The organism is Streptomyces sp. NRRL WC-3626 (assembly GCF_000718785.1).
Classification (GTDB): domain Bacteria; phylum Actinomycetota; class Actinomycetes; order Streptomycetales; family Streptomycetaceae; genus Streptomyces; species Streptomyces edwardsiae.
On the sequence record NZ_JOCA01000026.1, the window covers coordinates 1 to 16,099 of the forward strand.

At 70.5% G+C, this 16,099-nt stretch carries 14 protein-coding genes; 5 read left to right on the plus strand and 9 right to left on the minus strand.

The genetic code is table 11. From position 1 onward, the window contains the following. From IF28_RS0130620 to IF28_RS0130630, 3 genes are all read left to right on the plus strand, one after another. On the plus strand, positions 1–1,003 hold a 1,003-nt coding region (locus IF28_RS0130620; protein WP_030227077.1), incomplete at its 5' end, for an RICIN domain-containing protein. Between the two features lie 18 nt (positions 1,004–1,021). Then, positions 1,022–3,226, plus strand: a complete 2,205-nt coding sequence (locus IF28_RS0130625) for an RICIN domain-containing protein (RefSeq protein ID WP_030227079.1) — start codon at positions 1,022–1,024, stop codon at positions 3,224–3,226. Between the two features lie 81 nt (positions 3,227–3,307). Beyond that, positions 3,308–3,976 (plus strand): nitroreductase, encoded by a 669-nt coding sequence (locus tag IF28_RS0130630; RefSeq protein ID WP_030227082.1) that lies wholly within the window; start codon positions 3,308–3,310, stop codon positions 3,974–3,976. Positions 3,977–3,985: 9 nt separating this feature from the next. On the opposite strand, the gene IF28_RS0130635 is transcribed toward IF28_RS0130630, so the two are convergent. From IF28_RS0130635 to IF28_RS0130660, 6 genes are read right to left on the minus strand one after another with little or no spacing between them, the layout of a single operon-like run. Then, positions 3,986–4,939: a formylglycine-generating enzyme family protein gene (locus tag IF28_RS0130635; RefSeq protein WP_030227086.1), complete on the minus strand. Its 954-nt coding sequence runs from the start codon at positions 4,937–4,939 to the stop codon at positions 3,986–3,988. A gap of 18 nt (positions 4,940–4,957) precedes the next feature. Next, positions 4,958–6,466, minus strand: coding sequence for a sulfatase-like hydrolase/transferase (locus IF28_RS0130640; protein WP_030227089.1), 1,509 nt, complete (start codon positions 6,464–6,466; stop codon positions 4,958–4,960). After that, on the minus strand, positions 6,463–7,464 hold the full coding sequence (locus IF28_RS0130645) for an aliphatic sulfonate ABC transporter substrate-binding protein (protein WP_030227091.1): 1,002 nt from the start codon (positions 7,462–7,464) through the stop codon (positions 6,463–6,465). The genes IF28_RS0130640 and IF28_RS0130645 overlap by 4 nt, the downstream gene beginning before the upstream one ends. 20 nt (positions 7,465–7,484) lie before the next feature. Beyond that, entirely contained in the window at positions 7,485–8,294 is an 810-nt protein-coding gene (locus IF28_RS0130650) for an ABC transporter ATP-binding protein (protein WP_030227094.1), read from the minus strand. Beyond that, the gene (locus IF28_RS0130655) at positions 8,291–9,154 is read right to left on the minus strand and encodes an ABC transporter permease (protein WP_030227096.1); all 864 of its coding nucleotides are present in this window, start codon (positions 9,152–9,154) and stop codon (positions 8,291–8,293) included. The genes IF28_RS0130650 and IF28_RS0130655 overlap by 4 nt, the downstream gene beginning before the upstream one ends. Beyond that, positions 9,141–10,406, minus strand: coding sequence for an ROK family transcriptional regulator (locus tag IF28_RS0130660; RefSeq protein WP_030227099.1), 1,266 nt, complete (start codon positions 10,404–10,406; stop codon positions 9,141–9,143). Before IF28_RS0130660 ends, IF28_RS0130655 begins: the two co-directional genes overlap by 14 nt. A gap of 239 nt (positions 10,407–10,645) precedes the next feature. Between IF28_RS0130660 and IF28_RS0130665 the strand changes: the two genes are divergently transcribed. Then, positions 10,646–11,992, plus strand: a complete 1,347-nt coding sequence (locus IF28_RS0130665) for a family 43 glycosylhydrolase (RefSeq protein ID WP_030227103.1) — start codon at positions 10,646–10,648, stop codon at positions 11,990–11,992. Positions 11,993–12,105: 113 nt separating this feature from the next. Then, a complete protein-coding gene (locus tag IF28_RS0130670; RefSeq protein WP_078621548.1) occupies positions 12,106–13,641 on the plus strand; it encodes an MFS transporter in 1,536 nt (511 codons plus the stop codon). A gap of 5 nt (positions 13,642–13,646) precedes the next feature. On the opposite strand, the gene IF28_RS0130675 is transcribed toward IF28_RS0130670, so the two are convergent. From IF28_RS0130675 to IF28_RS0130685, 3 genes are all read right to left on the minus strand, one after another. Next, positions 13,647–14,489, minus strand: coding sequence for an endonuclease/exonuclease/phosphatase family protein (locus IF28_RS0130675; protein ID WP_030227108.1), 843 nt, complete (start codon positions 14,487–14,489; stop codon positions 13,647–13,649). A 200-nt stretch (positions 14,490–14,689) separates the two neighbouring features. Then, the gene (locus IF28_RS0130680; RefSeq protein ID WP_030227112.1) at positions 14,690–15,610 is read right to left on the minus strand and encodes a hypothetical protein; all 921 of its coding nucleotides are present in this window, start codon (positions 15,608–15,610) and stop codon (positions 14,690–14,692) included. Continuing rightward, positions 15,607–16,098, minus strand: coding sequence for a hypothetical protein (locus tag IF28_RS0130685; RefSeq protein ID WP_030227113.1), 492 nt, complete (start codon positions 16,096–16,098; stop codon positions 15,607–15,609). The genes IF28_RS0130680 and IF28_RS0130685 overlap by 4 nt, the downstream gene beginning before the upstream one ends. Position 16,099 lies beyond the last annotated feature (1 nt).

Genomic DNA, 16,099 nt, shown 5'->3' on the forward strand with positions numbered 1-16,099 from the left:
GCAGGCCGACAAGTGCCTGGACGTGACCGGCAACAGCTCCGCCAACGCCACCCGCCTGCAGATCTGGACCTGCACCGGCGCCGCCAACCAGAAGTGGACCGCGCCGAGCGGCGACACCACGCCGACCGGCCCCGGCGCCATGGCCGTCGCACCGTACCTCTACAACGGCTGGGGCAGCCCGCCGAACCCCACCACCGTGATGAACGCGACCGGCGTCAAGTGGTTCACGCTGGCCTTCGTCCTCAGCAACGGTTACTGCGATCCGCATTGGGACGGCAGCCGTCCGCTGACCGGCGGCGTCGACCAGCAGACCGTCAACACCGTTCGGGCGGCCGGCGGTGACGTCGTCCCGTCGTTCGGCGGCTGGAGCGGCAACAAGCTGGAGAGCTCCTGCGGCAGCGCGGGCGAACTGGCCGCGGCGTACCAGAAGGTCATCAACGCCTACGGGCTCAAGGCGATCGACATCGACATCGAGGCGGCGGCGTACGACAGCCCGGCCGTGCAGCAGCGCACCGTCGACGCACTCAAGACGGTCAAGGCGAACAACCCGGGGATCAAGGTGTACGTCACCTTCGGCACCGGGCAGAACGGCCCCGACAGCAGCCTGATCGGCAAGGCCGCCGCCTCGGGTCTCACCGTGGACAGCTGGACGATCATGCCGTTCAACTTCGGCGGGGCGGGCCAGAACATGGGGCAGCTCACCGTGCGGGCGGCCGAAGGCCTGAAGACCGCCGTCAAGAACGCCTACGGGTACTCGGACGACCAGGCGTACCGGCACACCGGCATCTCGTCGATGAACGGCATCACCGACAACGGCGAGACGGTGACCGTCGCCGACTTCCGCACCATCCTCGCCTACGCGCAGCAGCGGCACCTGGCCCGGCTGACCTTCTGGTCCGTCAACCGCGACCGCCCCTGCGCCGGAGGCGGCGCCGACACCTGCTCGGGCGTCTCCCAGCAGCCCTGGGACTTCACCCGGGTGTTCGCGCAGTACAACGGCTGACCGACAGGAGAACACACGATGTCCCGACCTTCGAGACCGCCCGTCGGCGGCCGCCGTCCCCTGACCGCCGCGTTCGCGGCGGCCGCCACCGCCGCCTCCGTCCTCATCGCCGTCCAGCCGACCCAGGCGGCCGCCGCCGCGGTGCCGTCGGGCTGGTCGGCCGTGGTGAACGGCGGCAGCGGCAAGTGCCTGGACGCCCGCGCCGCGGGCACCGTCAACGGCACGGCCGTACAGCAGTACACCTGCAACAGCACCACGGCACAGCAGTGGAGTTTCACGCCGACCGGTGACGGCTACGTCCGTATCGACAACCGCAACGACTCCCGGCAGGTGGTCGATGTCAGCGACGTGTCCACCGCCGACAACGCGGCCGTGCATCTGTGGACGTACGGCGGGGGCGCCAACCAGCAGTGGCTGCCGGTCGACGAGGGCGGCGGCGCCTACCACTTCGTCAACCGGAACAGCGGCAAGTGCCTCGACGTGCCGGCCGCCTCGACGGCCGACGGCGTGCAGTTGGTGCAGTACGCCTGCAACGGCACGGCGGCCCAGCGCTTCCAGGTCACGCCCGTGAGCACGGCGCCCGGGGACGTCGATCTCGGCCCCGACGTGGCCGTGTTCGACCCGTCGATGCCGTCGTCCACCGTCCAGAGCCGGCTCGACTCGATCTTCCGGGAGCAGGAGACGAACCAGTTCGGCAGCCGGCGCCAGGCGATCCTGTTCAAGCCGGGCACGTACAGCAACGATGTGAACGTCGGCTTCTACACCCAGGTCCTGGGCCTCGGACTGTCGCCGGACTCGGTCACCGTCAACGGTGCCGTGCACGTCGAGGCCGACTGGTTCCCGCCGCAGAACGCCACCCAGAACTTCTGGCGCGGCGCCGAGAACCTCTCGGTGAACCCGGCCGGCGGCACCGACCGCTGGGCGGTGTCCCAGGCATCCGGGTACCGGCGTATGCATGTGCGGGGCGATCTGGAGCTCAGTGACGGCGGCTGGTCCAGCGGCGGCTTCATGGCCGACAGCAAGATCGACGGTCAGGTCCGCTCCGGTACCCAGCAACAGTGGCTGACCCGCAACTCCCAGCTGGGCAGCTGGAACGGCTCCAACTGGAACATGGTCTTCGTGGGCAGCCGGGGTGTGCCCGGCAACACCTTCCCCGACCCGCCGTACACCACGGTCGACCGGACCCCGACGGTCCGCGAGAAGCCGTTCCTGTACGTCGACGGGGCGGGTGCCTACAAGGTGTTCGTCCCCTCGCTGCGGACGAACTCGACGGCGACCACCTGGGCGAACGGGAACGCGGCGGGCACCTCGCTCGGCATGGACCGGTTCCACATCGTCAGGCCGGGGGCGACCGCCGCGCAGCTCAACGCGGCGCTGGCCGAGGGCAAGAACCTGCTGGTGACGCCGGGTGTCTACCATCTGAGCGAGACCCTGCGGGTGACCCGTCCCGACACCGTGGTCCTCGGGCTCGGTCTCGCCACCTTCGTCCCGGACAACGGCGTGACGGCCATGACGGTCGCCGACGTCGACGGGGTGAAGCTCGCGGGTGTCCTCTTCGACGCCGGCACCACCAACTCCCGTACGCTCGTGGAGGTCGGCCCGTCAGGCGCGGCCGCCGACCACTTTGCGAACCCCACCTCCCTGCACGACGTGTACTTCCGGGTGGGCGGCGCGCACGCCGGCAAGGCCACCACGAGCCTCGTCGTCAACAGCGACGACGTCATCGGCGACCACATGTGGATCTGGCGCGGCGACCACGGCAACGGCATCGGCTGGAACACCAACACCGCCGACACCGGCCTCGTCGTGAACGGCGACGACGTCACCATGTACGGCCTGTTCGTCGAGCACTACCAGAAGCACCAGACCATCTGGAACGGCAACGGCGGGCGCACGTACTTCTACCAGAACGAGATGCCGTACGACCCGCCCGACCAGGCCGCCTGGATGAACGGTCCGACCCAGGGCTACGCCGCCTACAAGGTCGCGGACGGCGTGACCAGCCACCAGGCGTACGGACTCGGCAGCTACTGCTTCTTCAACGTCGACCCGTCCGTCACCGCCGAGCACGCCTTCGAGGCCCCCAACAGGCCGAACGTCCGTTTCCGGAACATGGTGACGGTCTCCCTCGGCGGCACCGGCACCATCCGCCACGTCATCAACGACCGCGGCGGCCCCTCCGACTCGTCGACGAATGTCGCCGATCTTGTGAACTTCCCGTGACGGACACCCGCGCGCTGTCACGGACTCCGGTGTCCCCCGGTCAGCCGGGGGACATGCCGATCAGCCGGAAGGGAAGGCGACTTGGACGTCTACGAGGCGGTCACGAGCCGACGGGCAGTGCGCGGGTTCACCGACAGACCGGTACCGAAGGAGGTGCTGGAGCGGGTGCTCGCCGCGGCGGCCTGGGCGCCGTCCGCGTCGAATCTCCAGCCGTGGCACGCCTTCGTGGTGACCGGCGGCCCGCTGGCCGAGCTCAAGAAGCGGGCCGGTGAGCGGTTAGCCACGGGGGACTCCTGGGACGAGCCGGAGTACACGATGTACCCGCCCGAGCTGAAGGCCCCGTACCGCGAGCGCCGGGCCGAGTTCGGCGAGCAGCGGTACGGGGCGCTCGGCATCCCGCGCGACGATCTGGAGGCACGGCACAGGGCGTCGGCGGCGAACTGGGCGTGCTTCGGCGCGCCCGCCGCCCTGTTCTGCTACATCGACCGGGACATGGGACCGGCCCAGTGGTCCGACGCCGGCATGTTCCTGCAGACGGTCATGCTGCTGCTCCGCGCCGAGGGGCTGCACAGCTGTACCCAGATGGCGTGGGCGAAGTTCCACCGGACCGTCGCCGAGGTCGTCTCGCCGCCCGGTGAGCTCCTGCTCTTCTGCGGGATGTCGATCGGGTACGAGGACGTCTCGGCCGGCGACGCCCGGATCGGCCGGGCGCCGCTGGACGAGACGGTCGTCTTCGTCGACGGCGTCTGAGCCGGCTCCTCAGGCGTCGTTGGCGCAGCGGAAGCCGAGGTTGGCCGTGGAGGAGTCCGGGGTGTTGGAGGAACGGGCCGCCACCCGGTAGCGGTTGCAGTAGGAGTCGTGGCAGAGGTAGGAGCCGCCGCGCAGGACCCGTGAGGTGCCGGTTTCCGGGCCTCGCGGGTCCTCTGCCGCGGAGTGGGTGTAGTAGGTGGGCGAGAACCAGTCGGCGCACCATTCCCACACGTTGCCGGCCATGTTCCACAGGCCGAGGCCGTTGGGGCGGTAGGACTTCACCGGGGCCGTGGTGAGGTGGCCGTCCTCGGCGGTGTTGGTGTGGGGGAAGCGGCCCTGCCAGATGTTGCAGCGCCAGCGGCCGTCCGGGGTGAGTTCGTCGCCCCAGGCGTAGCGGCGTCCCTCCAGGCCGCCGCGTGCCGCGTACTCCCACTCGGCCTCGGTGGGCAGGCGTTTGCCCGCCCACCGGGCGTAGGCGTTCGCGTCGTGCCACGAGACGTGGACGACCGGGTGGTTCTGCCGGCCGGTGATGCCGGACCGGCCGCCCTCGGGACGCCGCCAGTGGGCGCCGCGGACGTTGATCCACCAGGGCGTTCCGGCCGCCTCGCCGAGGATGTCGGACGGGTCGGCGTCCACCACGAGGTGGAAGACCGCCGAGGAGCCGTACCGTTCGGCGTCGGTGACATGGCCGGTCGCCTTCACGAACGTGGCGAACTGCGCGTTGGTGACGGCGGTCTCGTCGATGTGGAACGGCTTCAGGCGTACCGCGTGGACGGGGGTCTCGCCGTCGGCGCGGTAACCCTCGTCGAAGGCGTCGCCCATGGCGAACCCGCCCCCGGGCAGGCGGACCTGCCCGCGGGTCGAGCGCTTCCTCGCGGCGGGCGGGGCCGTCGTGCTGGACGGCAGGGTGAGGGTGACCGGGGTGGCGGCCGGGGTGCAGCAGGAGGCGTGTTCACTCGTCATGGGCAGTCCAGGGCACGGTCAGGGCCGGTAGGTGGATTCGTCGAGTCCGCTCAGGGTGGGGTCGTGGCCCACCTCGCCGACGTCGTACATCGAGGTCATCCAGTGGTAGAAGTTGTCGCCGCGCTCCCGCAGCAGGTCGTACAGGCGGCGGGTCATCCGGGAGCGGATCCCGGCCATCTCGGGGTGGTCGTGGACGTTCTGCAGTTCGTCCGGGTCACGGAGCAGGTCGTAGAGCTCGTTGACCGAGTCGGGGTTGACGACGAGTTTGTAGCGGTCCTCGCGCAGCATGCGCTGCGGATAGGGGAAGTGGTGGCCGTGGAACTCGCAGACGATGTCCTCGGCCCAGTCCGTCTCCTCGCCCCGTACCAGTGGCAGCAGGCTGCGTGAGTCCACCGCGGGCTCGGGGTCGACGCCGGCCAGTTCGAGGATGGTGGCGGTGCAGTCGAGCAGACTGACGAACTCGTTCCGTACGACACCGCCGGGTGCGCCGGGCACGCGGAGCAGGCCGGGGGTGCGGTAGATGTCCTCGTACATCGCCGGGCCCTTGTCGTGGAGCCGGTGCGAGCCGGTGAACTCCCCGTGGTCGCAGGTGAAGAACACCGCGGTGTCGTCGGTGAGTCCGAGGCGCTCCATGGCCTCCATGACCCGGCCGATCTGCCGGTCGATCAGCGCCACATAGCCCCAGTAGACGGCGATGAGTTTGCGGGTGGTCTCGATCGGCATCGTGTCGAAGGTCCAGTGGGCGCTGTAGTTGCGCTGGACCGGGGGCTTGCCGTGGAAGGTCTCGGCGATGGACCGCGGCAGCTCCACATCGGCCGGATCGACCAGGTCGAAGTACTCGTCCGGGAGGATGTACGGCAGATGCGGGCCGAAGAAGTGCAGGGCGAGGAAGAACGGCTGCTCGCGTTCACGGGAGTCCGCCGCGTACCGCTCCAGTTTCTCGATGGCGCGGGTGGCGAGGTAGTGCTCGAAGGTGGCCTCGACGGGCTGGTGCAGCCGGGCGGCGAGCAGATTGCCGGGGCCGCCGTTGGGCAGGGTGCCGCGGATGCGGTCGCTGATCCGGTACGGCGGCAGACCGTGCTCGTCGAGATAGGCGAGGTAGTCGGGGTGGTCCACCGGGTTGTGCCAGCCGGGGAGTTCGGGGCCGTCGAAGCCGTAGTCGGCGGCCGTGCGCCGGGTGCCGACGTGCCACTTGCCGATGAGGCCGCAGTTGTAGCCCTTCTCCCGCAGGGCGTGGGAGAAGGTGAACTGGTCCTCCGCCAGGTCCTCCAGATAGCCGACGTTGCGCTCGTGGTTGGCGAGCAGCTTGTGCCGGAAGGGTGCCTGGCCGGTCAGCAGACTGGCCCGGGCCGGCGTGCAGATCGCGGTGGGGGTGTACCAGCGGTCGAACCGGGTGCCCGTGGCGGCGAGTTCGTCGAGGACGGGGGTGTGCGCCAGCGGGTTTCCGTACGCGCCGAGGGTGTCGGCGCGGTGCTGGTCGGTCATCAGGAAGAGGATGTTCTTCCCGGGCGTGCCGGACTGGGTCACTTACCTGCTCCGATGAAGAGATCGCCGGTGTAGTACTGCGCGGGGTCGACGGGCTGCTTCAGCTTGCCCGCCTCGACGAAGTAGTCGTTCATGCCCTTGAGCCACTTGTCGACGGTGCCGTCCTCGGTGAGCCTGTCGAGCTCGTCGACACCGAGCACCTTGTTGTTGGCGGCGTCGGCCTTCACCTGGTCGGCGGGGATCTTCAGCTTCTCGGCGGTGAGGGAGACCGCCTCGTCCATGTGCTCCGACCGGAACTCCATGGCCTCGCGCAGGACGGCGAGGACCTTGCCGACCTTCTCCGGGTTGTCGGCGACGAGCTTGTTCCCGGCCACGAAGGCGGTGGGGAAGGAGACCTCGTCCTCGAAGTCGGTGTTCTTGGCGAGTTCGACCAGGCCGGGGACCTGCTTCTTGATGGTGGCCGCGGCCGGATACCAGAAGCCGGCGCCGTCGACCTGCTGGGAGGAGACGGCGGAGACGATGGTCGACGGGTCCATGGGGACGAGCTTCAGGTCGTCCTTGGTCATGCCGGCCTTCTTCAGGGCGAGCGAGAGGATCATGTCGCCGGAGGTGCCCTCGGGTACGGCCACGGTCTTGCCCTTGAGCTGTCGCATCGAGGTGATGCCGGGCTGGGCGAGGACCCGGTCGGAGTTGCCGAGGGTGTTGATCGCGACGACCTTGGCCTGGCCGGAGGCGGGGAGCCACATCGCGCCGGGGCCTATGTAGCCGAAGTCGAGGTTGTCGGTGCCGAGGGCCTGGATCTGCAGGGGGCCGTTGGTGAAGACCTTGGCGTCCGCCTCGAGTCCGTGCTTCTTCCACAGGCCCTTGGCGTCGGCGATGGCGATGAGGCTGGCACCGTTGAAGTCACCGATGTAGCCGAAGCGCACCGTGTCCCCGGATCCTCCGGAGGAGTCGCTGCCGCCGCAGGCGGTCAGCAGGGCCAGCGCGGCCGCGCCGGCGAGGGTGGCGGTGAGGTGTCTGCGGGTGAGGGAACGTGGCATGGCTGTGGGTACCTTCCGGATCAGTTCGCTGTGGCGCCGGCGGCCGCGGAGGCGGTGCGGCCTTCCTGGTGGTAGACGGAGTGCCACACGCGGTTGCGCAGTGCGGCGAACTCGGGGCTGAGGCGGAACGCCTCGTCGCGCACGATGGCGGGGTCGACCTCGATGACGTCGTAGATGCGGCCGGGGCGGGCCGCCATGACGATCACCCGGTTGGCGAGGAACACGGCCTCGTCGACGTCGTGGGTGATGAACAGCACCGTGCGCTTGTCCTGGCTCCAGGTGCGCAGCAGTTGTTCCTGGAGTTTGACCCGGGTGAGTGCGTCGAGTGCTCCGAAGGGTTCGTCCATGAGGAGGATCGAGGGGTCGACGGCGTAGGCGCGGGCGATGGCGCAGCGCTGGCGCATGCCTCCGGACAGGGTCTTTGGGAGGGCGTCGGCGAAGCGCTCCAGTCCGACCAGTTCGATGAAGTGCTCGGCGCGGCCGCGTCGTTCGGCCTTGGGGACGCCGGTGGTGCGCAGCCCGAACTCGACGTTCTGGCGCACGGTGAGCCAGGGGAAGAGGGCGTACTGCTGGAAGATCACGCCGCGTTCGGGTCCCGGTCCAAAGACGGTGGCGCCGTCCACCAGGGCCCGGCCCCGGCTGGGGGTCTCCAGTCCGGCGAGGATGTTCATCAGGGTGCTCTTGCCGCAGCCGGAGGGGCCGACGACGGTGACGAACTCGTGTTCCGCGATGTCGAGACAGACGTCGTCGAGTGCGGTGAAGGTCTCCCTGCCGAGGGCGAACGTCTTGGTGACGCCCTGGACGGATATCTTGGCCGGCTTGCTGGTCATCGGCGTTCCTGCCATCCGGTGAGCTTGCGTTCTGCGAGGAGCAGGATGCGGTCCATGAGCAGACCGAGGATCCCGATCGAGATCAGGCCGACGAAGATGGTCGGCAGGTCGTAGTAGAGCTGGGCGTTCTGCATGCGGTAGCCGAGGCCCTCCTGGGCTGCGATGAGCTCCGCGGCGACGAGGGTGGCCCACGCCGAGCCGAGGCCGACCCGCATGCCGACGAGGATGAACGGCGTGGAGGCGGGCACCACGACGCGGGCGAAGATGGTCGCGTCCTTGGCGCCCAGGACCCGGGCCGCGTCGATGAGGGTGCGGTCGACGTTGACGACGCCCTGGAACGTGGAGATCACGCAGGCCAGGAACGCGGCGAGGAAGATGACGAAGATCTTCGGGGTCTCGTCGATGCCCATGACGACCACGGCCAGCGGGATGATCGCGAGCGGCGGTACGGTGCGGAAGAACTGGATCCAGGGTTCCATCAGGCCCCGCGCGGTCCCGTACCAGCCCATGAGGAAGCCGACCGGTACGGCCGCGGCCGTACCGAGCGCGAAGCCGATGAGGACGCGGGTGAGGCTGGCGAGGACGTCGTCGGCGAGGGTTCCGTCCCCGAGCAGGGTCCAGGCCCGGGAGACGACCTCGGGCGGGGTCGGCAGTTTGAAGCCGGCGGACGCCAGGATCCACCACAGGGCGATCCCCAGTGCGATGGACACGGCGTTCAGGAGCAGGGGGAGCCCGCGCCTGTCCGACGGTGAGCGCTCCGCCGCGGTCTTCTTCGCGTCGGGGGTGCCGGGGTCGTCCGGGGCCGTCCCGTCGGTGGTGGGGGGTCGTGGTCCGGCGCCCCGCTTGTCAAGGACGGACATGGGCGACTCCTTCGATGGTCGAGTCACGGGCATCGGTACCTGCCTTCACATCGGCGGTTTCCGGATACCGCGCCAGTAGTGGGGAGTTGTGGAAGACCGCGGCGAGGGCGCCGATGGCGCCGTCGTCGTCCGAGAGGCGGGCGGCCTCGACGGCCGGTCCGGCCGAAGCGGTCGGGAAGAGGTCGGCGGCGAGCGTGGCGGCGACCTGCTCGACGATCACCGGGGCCAGCTGGGTGATCTCGCCGCCGATGACGACCTTCGCCGGGTTGAGGGTCGTCGTCGCCGCTCCGACGACGCGTCCCAGTGCCCCGGCCGCCTCGCGCAGCACCCGGTCGACGACGGGGTGCGCACGGGCGACGGCGTCCGCCAGATCGTCCAGGTTCTCCAGCGGGAGACCGAACTCCCAGCAGGCCGCGAGGATCGCGGGCACCGACGCGACCGTCTCCAGACAGCCGCGTTTGCCGCACCGGCACGGCCGCCCCGCCGGGTCCACGGTCACATGCCCGAGTTCGCCGGCCAGCCCGGACGAGCCGGTCACCAGGTGCCCGCCGACGACGAGCCCGCCGCCGACGCCGTCCGACAGCCGTACGTACACCAGGTCGGCGACGCTGTGGGCGCCGCTGATCGCCTCGGCGAGGGCGGCCAGCCTGGTGTTGTTGTCGACGATCACCGGAGCGTCGAAACGCTCGGCGAAGGCGAGGTCGACCCCCTCGGGGGCCGGCCGGAGCACCGTCCCCGGCGGGGTGGCGCGGGGCCAGGCCGCCGCCTCCGGCGCCGGGTAGGGACCCGGCACACCGATGCCGATGCCCTGGAGCGCCCCGAAGTGGACACCGGCCTCGGCCATCAGCCGTTCGACCAGGGCGAGGGCGAGCTCGGTCCGCCGCTGCCAGGGCGTCGTGTCGTCGTAGCGGACCGCGCCCGAGGCCATGATCTCGTGCGAGGCGTCGGCCACCGCGACATGGACCCGGCGGTGGCCGAAGTCGACGCCCATGAACTGCGCCGACGACGGGTCCAGCGCCAGCCGCTCGGCCGGCCGGCCACTGCCCTCGCGCCGGGACGCGTCGGTGTCCACGACGACGATGGCGCCCCGTTGCAGGAGGCTGCCGGTGATCTCGGAGAGGGTGGTGCGGGACAGGCCCACGAGGCGGGCGATCTCGCCGCGGCTCATGGCGCCGTTCTCTTGCAGTGCACGCAGGACGCGCTCCTCATGGGTGCGCCTGACCAGTGCGTGCACTCCGCTGGGCATCTGCATGTCGGTCAACGTAGAGAGGCCGGATTATTCCGTCAACACTCCGACAGAAAGATGCAACGAATCGTTCATAAGGCCTGATGGACAAGTGCCTGAACCACCGGGTTCTCCAGGATTATTCGTCCGCGGTGTTGACGTAAATGTGTCGGTGTTCGCATGCTGTGCGGCACACCCCCGCCTCGCAGCCCTCCTCGGGCTGCCGCATGCGTCCGGGGCGGGGACGACGAAGGAGAACGCGACTGATGACCGGTGCCGAGAACCGTTTGCGCCGTCGCTCCTTGCTGGCCGGCGCCGCCGGCGTGGGGGCCGCGGCGGCCCTGCCCGCGACCGCCGCGCAGGCGGCCCCGCCCCACCCGTCCCCGGCCGGCGCCGCGGGGCGTCATCCCTCGAACTGGCCCGACCCCGAGCCCTACGGTGTCGCGGACACCCGGCTGGACCTGTGGCCCCGGGAGGACAACTCCTTCGTGCTGCCGCTGGAGCCGCGTCCCCGCGACAAGGAGCACGGCCGGGTGTGGATGCGGGACACCTACGTCAACTGCTTCACCGTCGACGGCCGCCCGCTCTATGTCGCCACGGGCACCAGCCGGGTGCCGGGCCTGGAGGCGGCCGGCCCCTGGAACGACGGGATCTTCGTGTGGACGGCGCCCTCGCTCCAGGGCCCGTGGAAACTCGCGGACACGACCCGGATACGGCCGGACGCCGAGAAGGGCAAGGTGTGGTCGCCCGAGTTCGTCGGGGAGAACCGGCCCGGACGCACGGTCGTCGCGCCCTGGCAGGAGTACTGGCACGACGAGCGGTTCGGCAAGCGCGGCAACGCGTGGGCGCCGGAGGTGCACCACTTCAAGGGCCGCTGGTACATCGTCGCGTGCATGGGCGACCACTCCCGCAAGGTCGGCTCGTTCATGCTGGTGAGCGAGGGCGGTGTCGAGGGCCCGTACCGGCTGGTCGAGGGGAACCTGGAGAAGCCGTTCGGCGAGTCGTTCACCGGCGGGCCGGCGTTCATCGAGCCCGGCGCCTACTTCCACATCGACGGCGGCCTGTACACCGAGGGCGACGACGCCTGGCTGGTGCTGCACAACGATCTGTACGCCAGGTTCCGCGACGACATGGAGGACATCGTCACGACGACGGACCTCCCGAAGTTCCGGCAGACGCCCTACTCCCCCGAGCCGTATCTCGAGGGCGCGTACGTCTTCAAGTACCGCGGCACGTACCACCTGGTCCACGCCGCCTGGGACCGTACGTCGGTCGACGCCTACGGCAGCACCCGCAACGCCTACGACCCGCCCGGGACGGGGCGCGTGCAGTACCAGTACGACGCGATCGTCGCCGTCTCCGACCACTTCGAGGGCCCGTACTCACAGCGGTACACCGCGGGCGTCGGCGCCGGGCACAACAACTTCTTCGAGGACCACAAGGGCGGCCTGTGGGCGACGTTCTTCCGTAACCCCGCCCAGGGTTACTGGAAGGACCCGGCCCGCGTCGACGACGCCGCCGTCCCCGGTGTCGTACGGCTGGAGTGGACCGGCCCGAAGGACGGCCGCCTGTACGTGGAGCGCCGCCCCAAGGAGAAGGGAAATCGCCCTTAGGGGGCCCTCGGGTGTGCGGGAGCCGCCCGGCTCCCGCCCGCCCGTCCCCGAGTGGTGGGCCCCTAAGCGTGCGCGTACGGTCGAACGGTGGACTCCCGAAAGGGCGACCCCGCATGAGCAGAAGCACTCCGCGTCCGGCTTCCGCACAGCGCACCGACCGGGACACCGGCGGCGCCGGAAAGGCGATGGCCCTGCTGGTCATCGCCTCGTGCCAGCTGATGGTGGTGCTGGACATCACCATCGTGAACATCGCGCTGCCGCACATCCAGCGCTCCCTGGACTTCTCCACCACGAGCCTGTCCTGGGTGGTCAACGCCTACACGCTCACCTTCGGCGGTCTGCTGCTGCTCGGCGGCCGGGCCGGCGACATCCTCGGCAGACGGCGCGTCTTCATCGTCGGGGTGCTGCTGTTCGTGCTGGCCTCGCTGCTCGGCGGGCTCGCCCAGAACTCCGGCCAACTCCTCGCCGCCCGCGCCCTCCAGGGCATGGGCGGAGCCATCGCCTCACCGACGTCCCTGGCCCTGATCAGTACGACGTTCCGTGAAGGGCCGGAACGCAACCGGGCGTTCGGGGTGTTCGCCGCGGTGTCGGCGGGCGGCGGCGCGATCGGGCTGCTCGCCGGGGGCATCCTCGTCGAGTGGCTGAACTGGCGCTGGGTGCTCTTCGTCAACGTGCCGATCGGGCTGCTCATCGCCCTCGCCACGCCGCGCTTCATCAAGGAGTCCGAACGCCACCCGGGCCGCTTCGACATCACCGGCGCGCTCACCTCCACGGCCGGCATGGTGCTGCTCGTCTACGGGTTCATCAGGGCCGCGCAGGACGGCTGGCGGGACACGCTCACGCTCGTCTCGTTCGCCGCGGCCGTCGTGATCCTCGCGGTGTTCGTCCTGGTGGAGCGGAGGTCCCGGCAGCCGATCACCCCGCTGCACATGTTCGCCGACCGGAACCGGGCGGGCACGTACGGCATCATGCTGTGCCTGGCCGCGGCGATGTTCGGCATGTTCTTCTTCCTGACGCTGTTCGTGCAGAACGTGCTGGGCTTCAGTCCGCTCCGGGCCGGGCTCGCCTTCCTGCCGGTCAGCGCGGTCATCGCGGTCGGTGCCGGGCTGGCCTCACGGTTCCTGCCGGTGTACGGGCCCAAACCCTTCATGGTGGGGGGCGGTGTGCTGGCGGCGGCCGGCCTGGCCTGGCTGACACTCACCGACATCCACTCCACCTACGCGGGCAGTGTCCTCGGTCCGATGCTGGTCTTCAGCCTCGGTATGGGCATGGAGTTCGTGTCGCTGACGCTGATGGCGCTGTCCGACGTACCCGTCCCGGAGACCGGGGCGGCCTCCGGGCTCCTGAACGCCACCCAGCAGGTGGGCGGCTCGCTCGGACTGTCCATCCTGGTCACGATGTTCGGTACGGCGAGCCGCAACGAGGCGGAGAAACAGATACCGCGCTTCCTCCAGCAGGCGACCCCCGCCGAACGGCTGCGCTTCCAGCGGACCGGGGAACTGCCGTCGCCCTGGGGCGACCAGGTCCTCACCTCCGGGGTGTCGGCGGCCTTCGTCACGGCGGCGATCTTCGCCGTGATCGCCGCGCTGATCGCCGTGCTCGCGATCCAGGTCCGCCCCTCCGACCTTCAGCGACTCCAGGGCGGGTGAACGGGTCAGCGCCCGCGGACCAACAGATCCGCGACCACGGGCCGGTGGTCGGAGGCATCCGTGGCCACGGTGCGGGCGCCGGTGAGCCGGACGTCGGGTGAGACGGTGACCAGGTCGATGCGCTTCACGGGTTCGATCGCCGGGTAGGTGGCGCCCGCGCCGGGGGCGGCGTCCCGCAGCCGCTGCCACAGCGGCGCCAGCTCGGGGGCCGTCGCCTCGGCGTTGAAGTCGCCCACCAGGACCTTGGGCCCGCGGTCGGCGGCCAGGACGCCGAGCATGTCCGCCACCTGGGCCTGGCGGATGGACGGGTCGGCCCGGTAGTCGAGATGTGTGGTGTAGACGTGCACGCGCGCGCCCCGCACATCGAGCACCACTTCGGCGAAGCCGGGCGCGGGGGCCGGAACCGGGTCGGGTGTCTGGGTGGAGAGCCGGGTGATCTCGTGGTTCTCGGCGGTGAGTATCCGGTGGCGGCTCAGTACGGCGACGCCGTACCGCCGGCGCTCGGTGGTTCCGGCGGCCGGGTCCAGGTCGTAGATGGGGGCGAAGAACACCCGCATGCGCAGCTTCCCGGCGAGCGCGCGGGCCTCGTCGGCGAATTCGCTGCGGGCGCCCCAGTGGACGTCGACCTCCTGGAGGCCGATCACATCGGCGCGCAGATCGCGCAGGGCGGCGGCGGTGCGGTCGAGGTCGAACACCTGGTCCTGGCCGGACCCGGCGTGGATGTTGTACGTCGCCACCCGCAGCGGCACCGCATGCGCGTCGGTGGCACGGGCGGCCGTCGCGGGTAACGCCGTGACCAGCAGACCGGCGACGAGTACGGCGGCGGCGCGGCGGGGTCTGGGCTTCATGCCTTCTCCAGGTCGGGATCGGGTCGGGAAGAACCGGAACCGAATGGAAGCACAGGTGTCACACCTCGCTGAAGGGGCGCGGGGCCGTGTCGACATGCGGCTCCGCCGCGTGGACGTGGACGGGGGTCCGGGGGCAGAGCCCTGAGGGACGGGAAGGGAAGGGCGGAGGGGGGTGAGATCAAGGCCCCCGCCCCACCGCCTCAGCGGGGACCGGCCACACTCCGCTCACGGATGAGCGCGAGCACGGTGTCGGTGGTGTGGTCGAGATGGCTGCGTCCGTCGGCGCGGTGCGCGTCCGGGCTGATGTAGCTGTTGCGGCCGAGATGGGTGGCCGGGTCCAGCCGATGCACGGTGACCTTTCCGGCACGCCGCGCACGGTTCCAGCCGCTGCCGCGGAACACCGCCCAGCGCTGGGGGAACAGCCAGGTGCCGATCCGTTCGATCCGGTCGTGGGAGCTGGTGAGCTGGTGCAGCCGCGTGGCCCCGGTGAGGTCGTTGGCGCCGTTGTGGAAACCCCCGAGAGTGATCAGCAGCGGTGACGCACCGAGCCGGGCCCGCAGTTCGTCCACGGCGCCGGTGGCGACCTGGGCGCCCCCGCTGTAGCTGAGCAGCACCACGGGGACTCCGCTGTGCGGTCGGTAGCCGGCCAGCCTCAGCTGGTTGGCGATCTGGCCGCCGACCGCGCGGTTGTAGAGGGGACGGTAGCGGTGGTCGGCGGCGACGAAGATCTGCATGACGTTGTGCAGGAACAGCAGCAGTCCGACGTGCCGGCGGATCCACACCCACACGGGCCGGTTGGCGAGCGGGGCGGCCAGCGGTGAGTACGGCTGCACCTGTCCGAGGACCCGCAGTTCCGGTGCCGCCGCGATCAGGGCCTTGACGAGCTGGCCGCCGTCGCGGGTGTCGGTGAAGCGGCGTTTGCCGATGCCGTCCAGGTAGACGAGGTAGGCGGCCGGGGGACGGTCGGGGTCGGCACCCCGGGCGTACGGCATGCCCGGCGGGAGGCCGGTGGCGGGCGCGCGCCAGCCGGCGGTGTAGACCAGCACCTCGTAGCGGGCGAGCAGGGCCTCGGCGAGCAGCACCGGGCCGAGCAGCAGGGCGAGGAGAGCGAACCATGTCATGCCGGCAGCTCCCTGACCCCCGCGACGCTGATCCGCGCGACCAGACGGCGTACGGCCTCGACGGCGGCGGCGAGTCCGACGCCGGCCAGGGCCACACAGCCGGCCGCGCCCCACCATTCCAGTCCGGTCAGCTCGGCGAGCGGGGCGACGAGCCCGGTGCCGACGCCGGTCAGGAGCAGCGTGTGCAGCAGGGGGCCGAGCAGCGGGAACGCGATGACGGCGCACAGCAGCAGCGGGGCGACATCGCCGGCTGTCCAGGTCAGCGCCTCGCCGCCGGAGACGGGGGCGGAGAGGAACAGCTCGGCGAGGGTCCAGGCGGTCACCGGCCAGAGCAGGATGACGGCGCTCTCGACCACGGTGCCGGTCAGCAGCAGCCCGGCCATGATGGGCGGGGACACACGGGAGCGGCGGGCGACCAGGGGCAGCAGCCGTCCGACGGCCTCGGACAGCCCGGCGAGCACCACCAGGACGACAAGTGCGGGTGACATG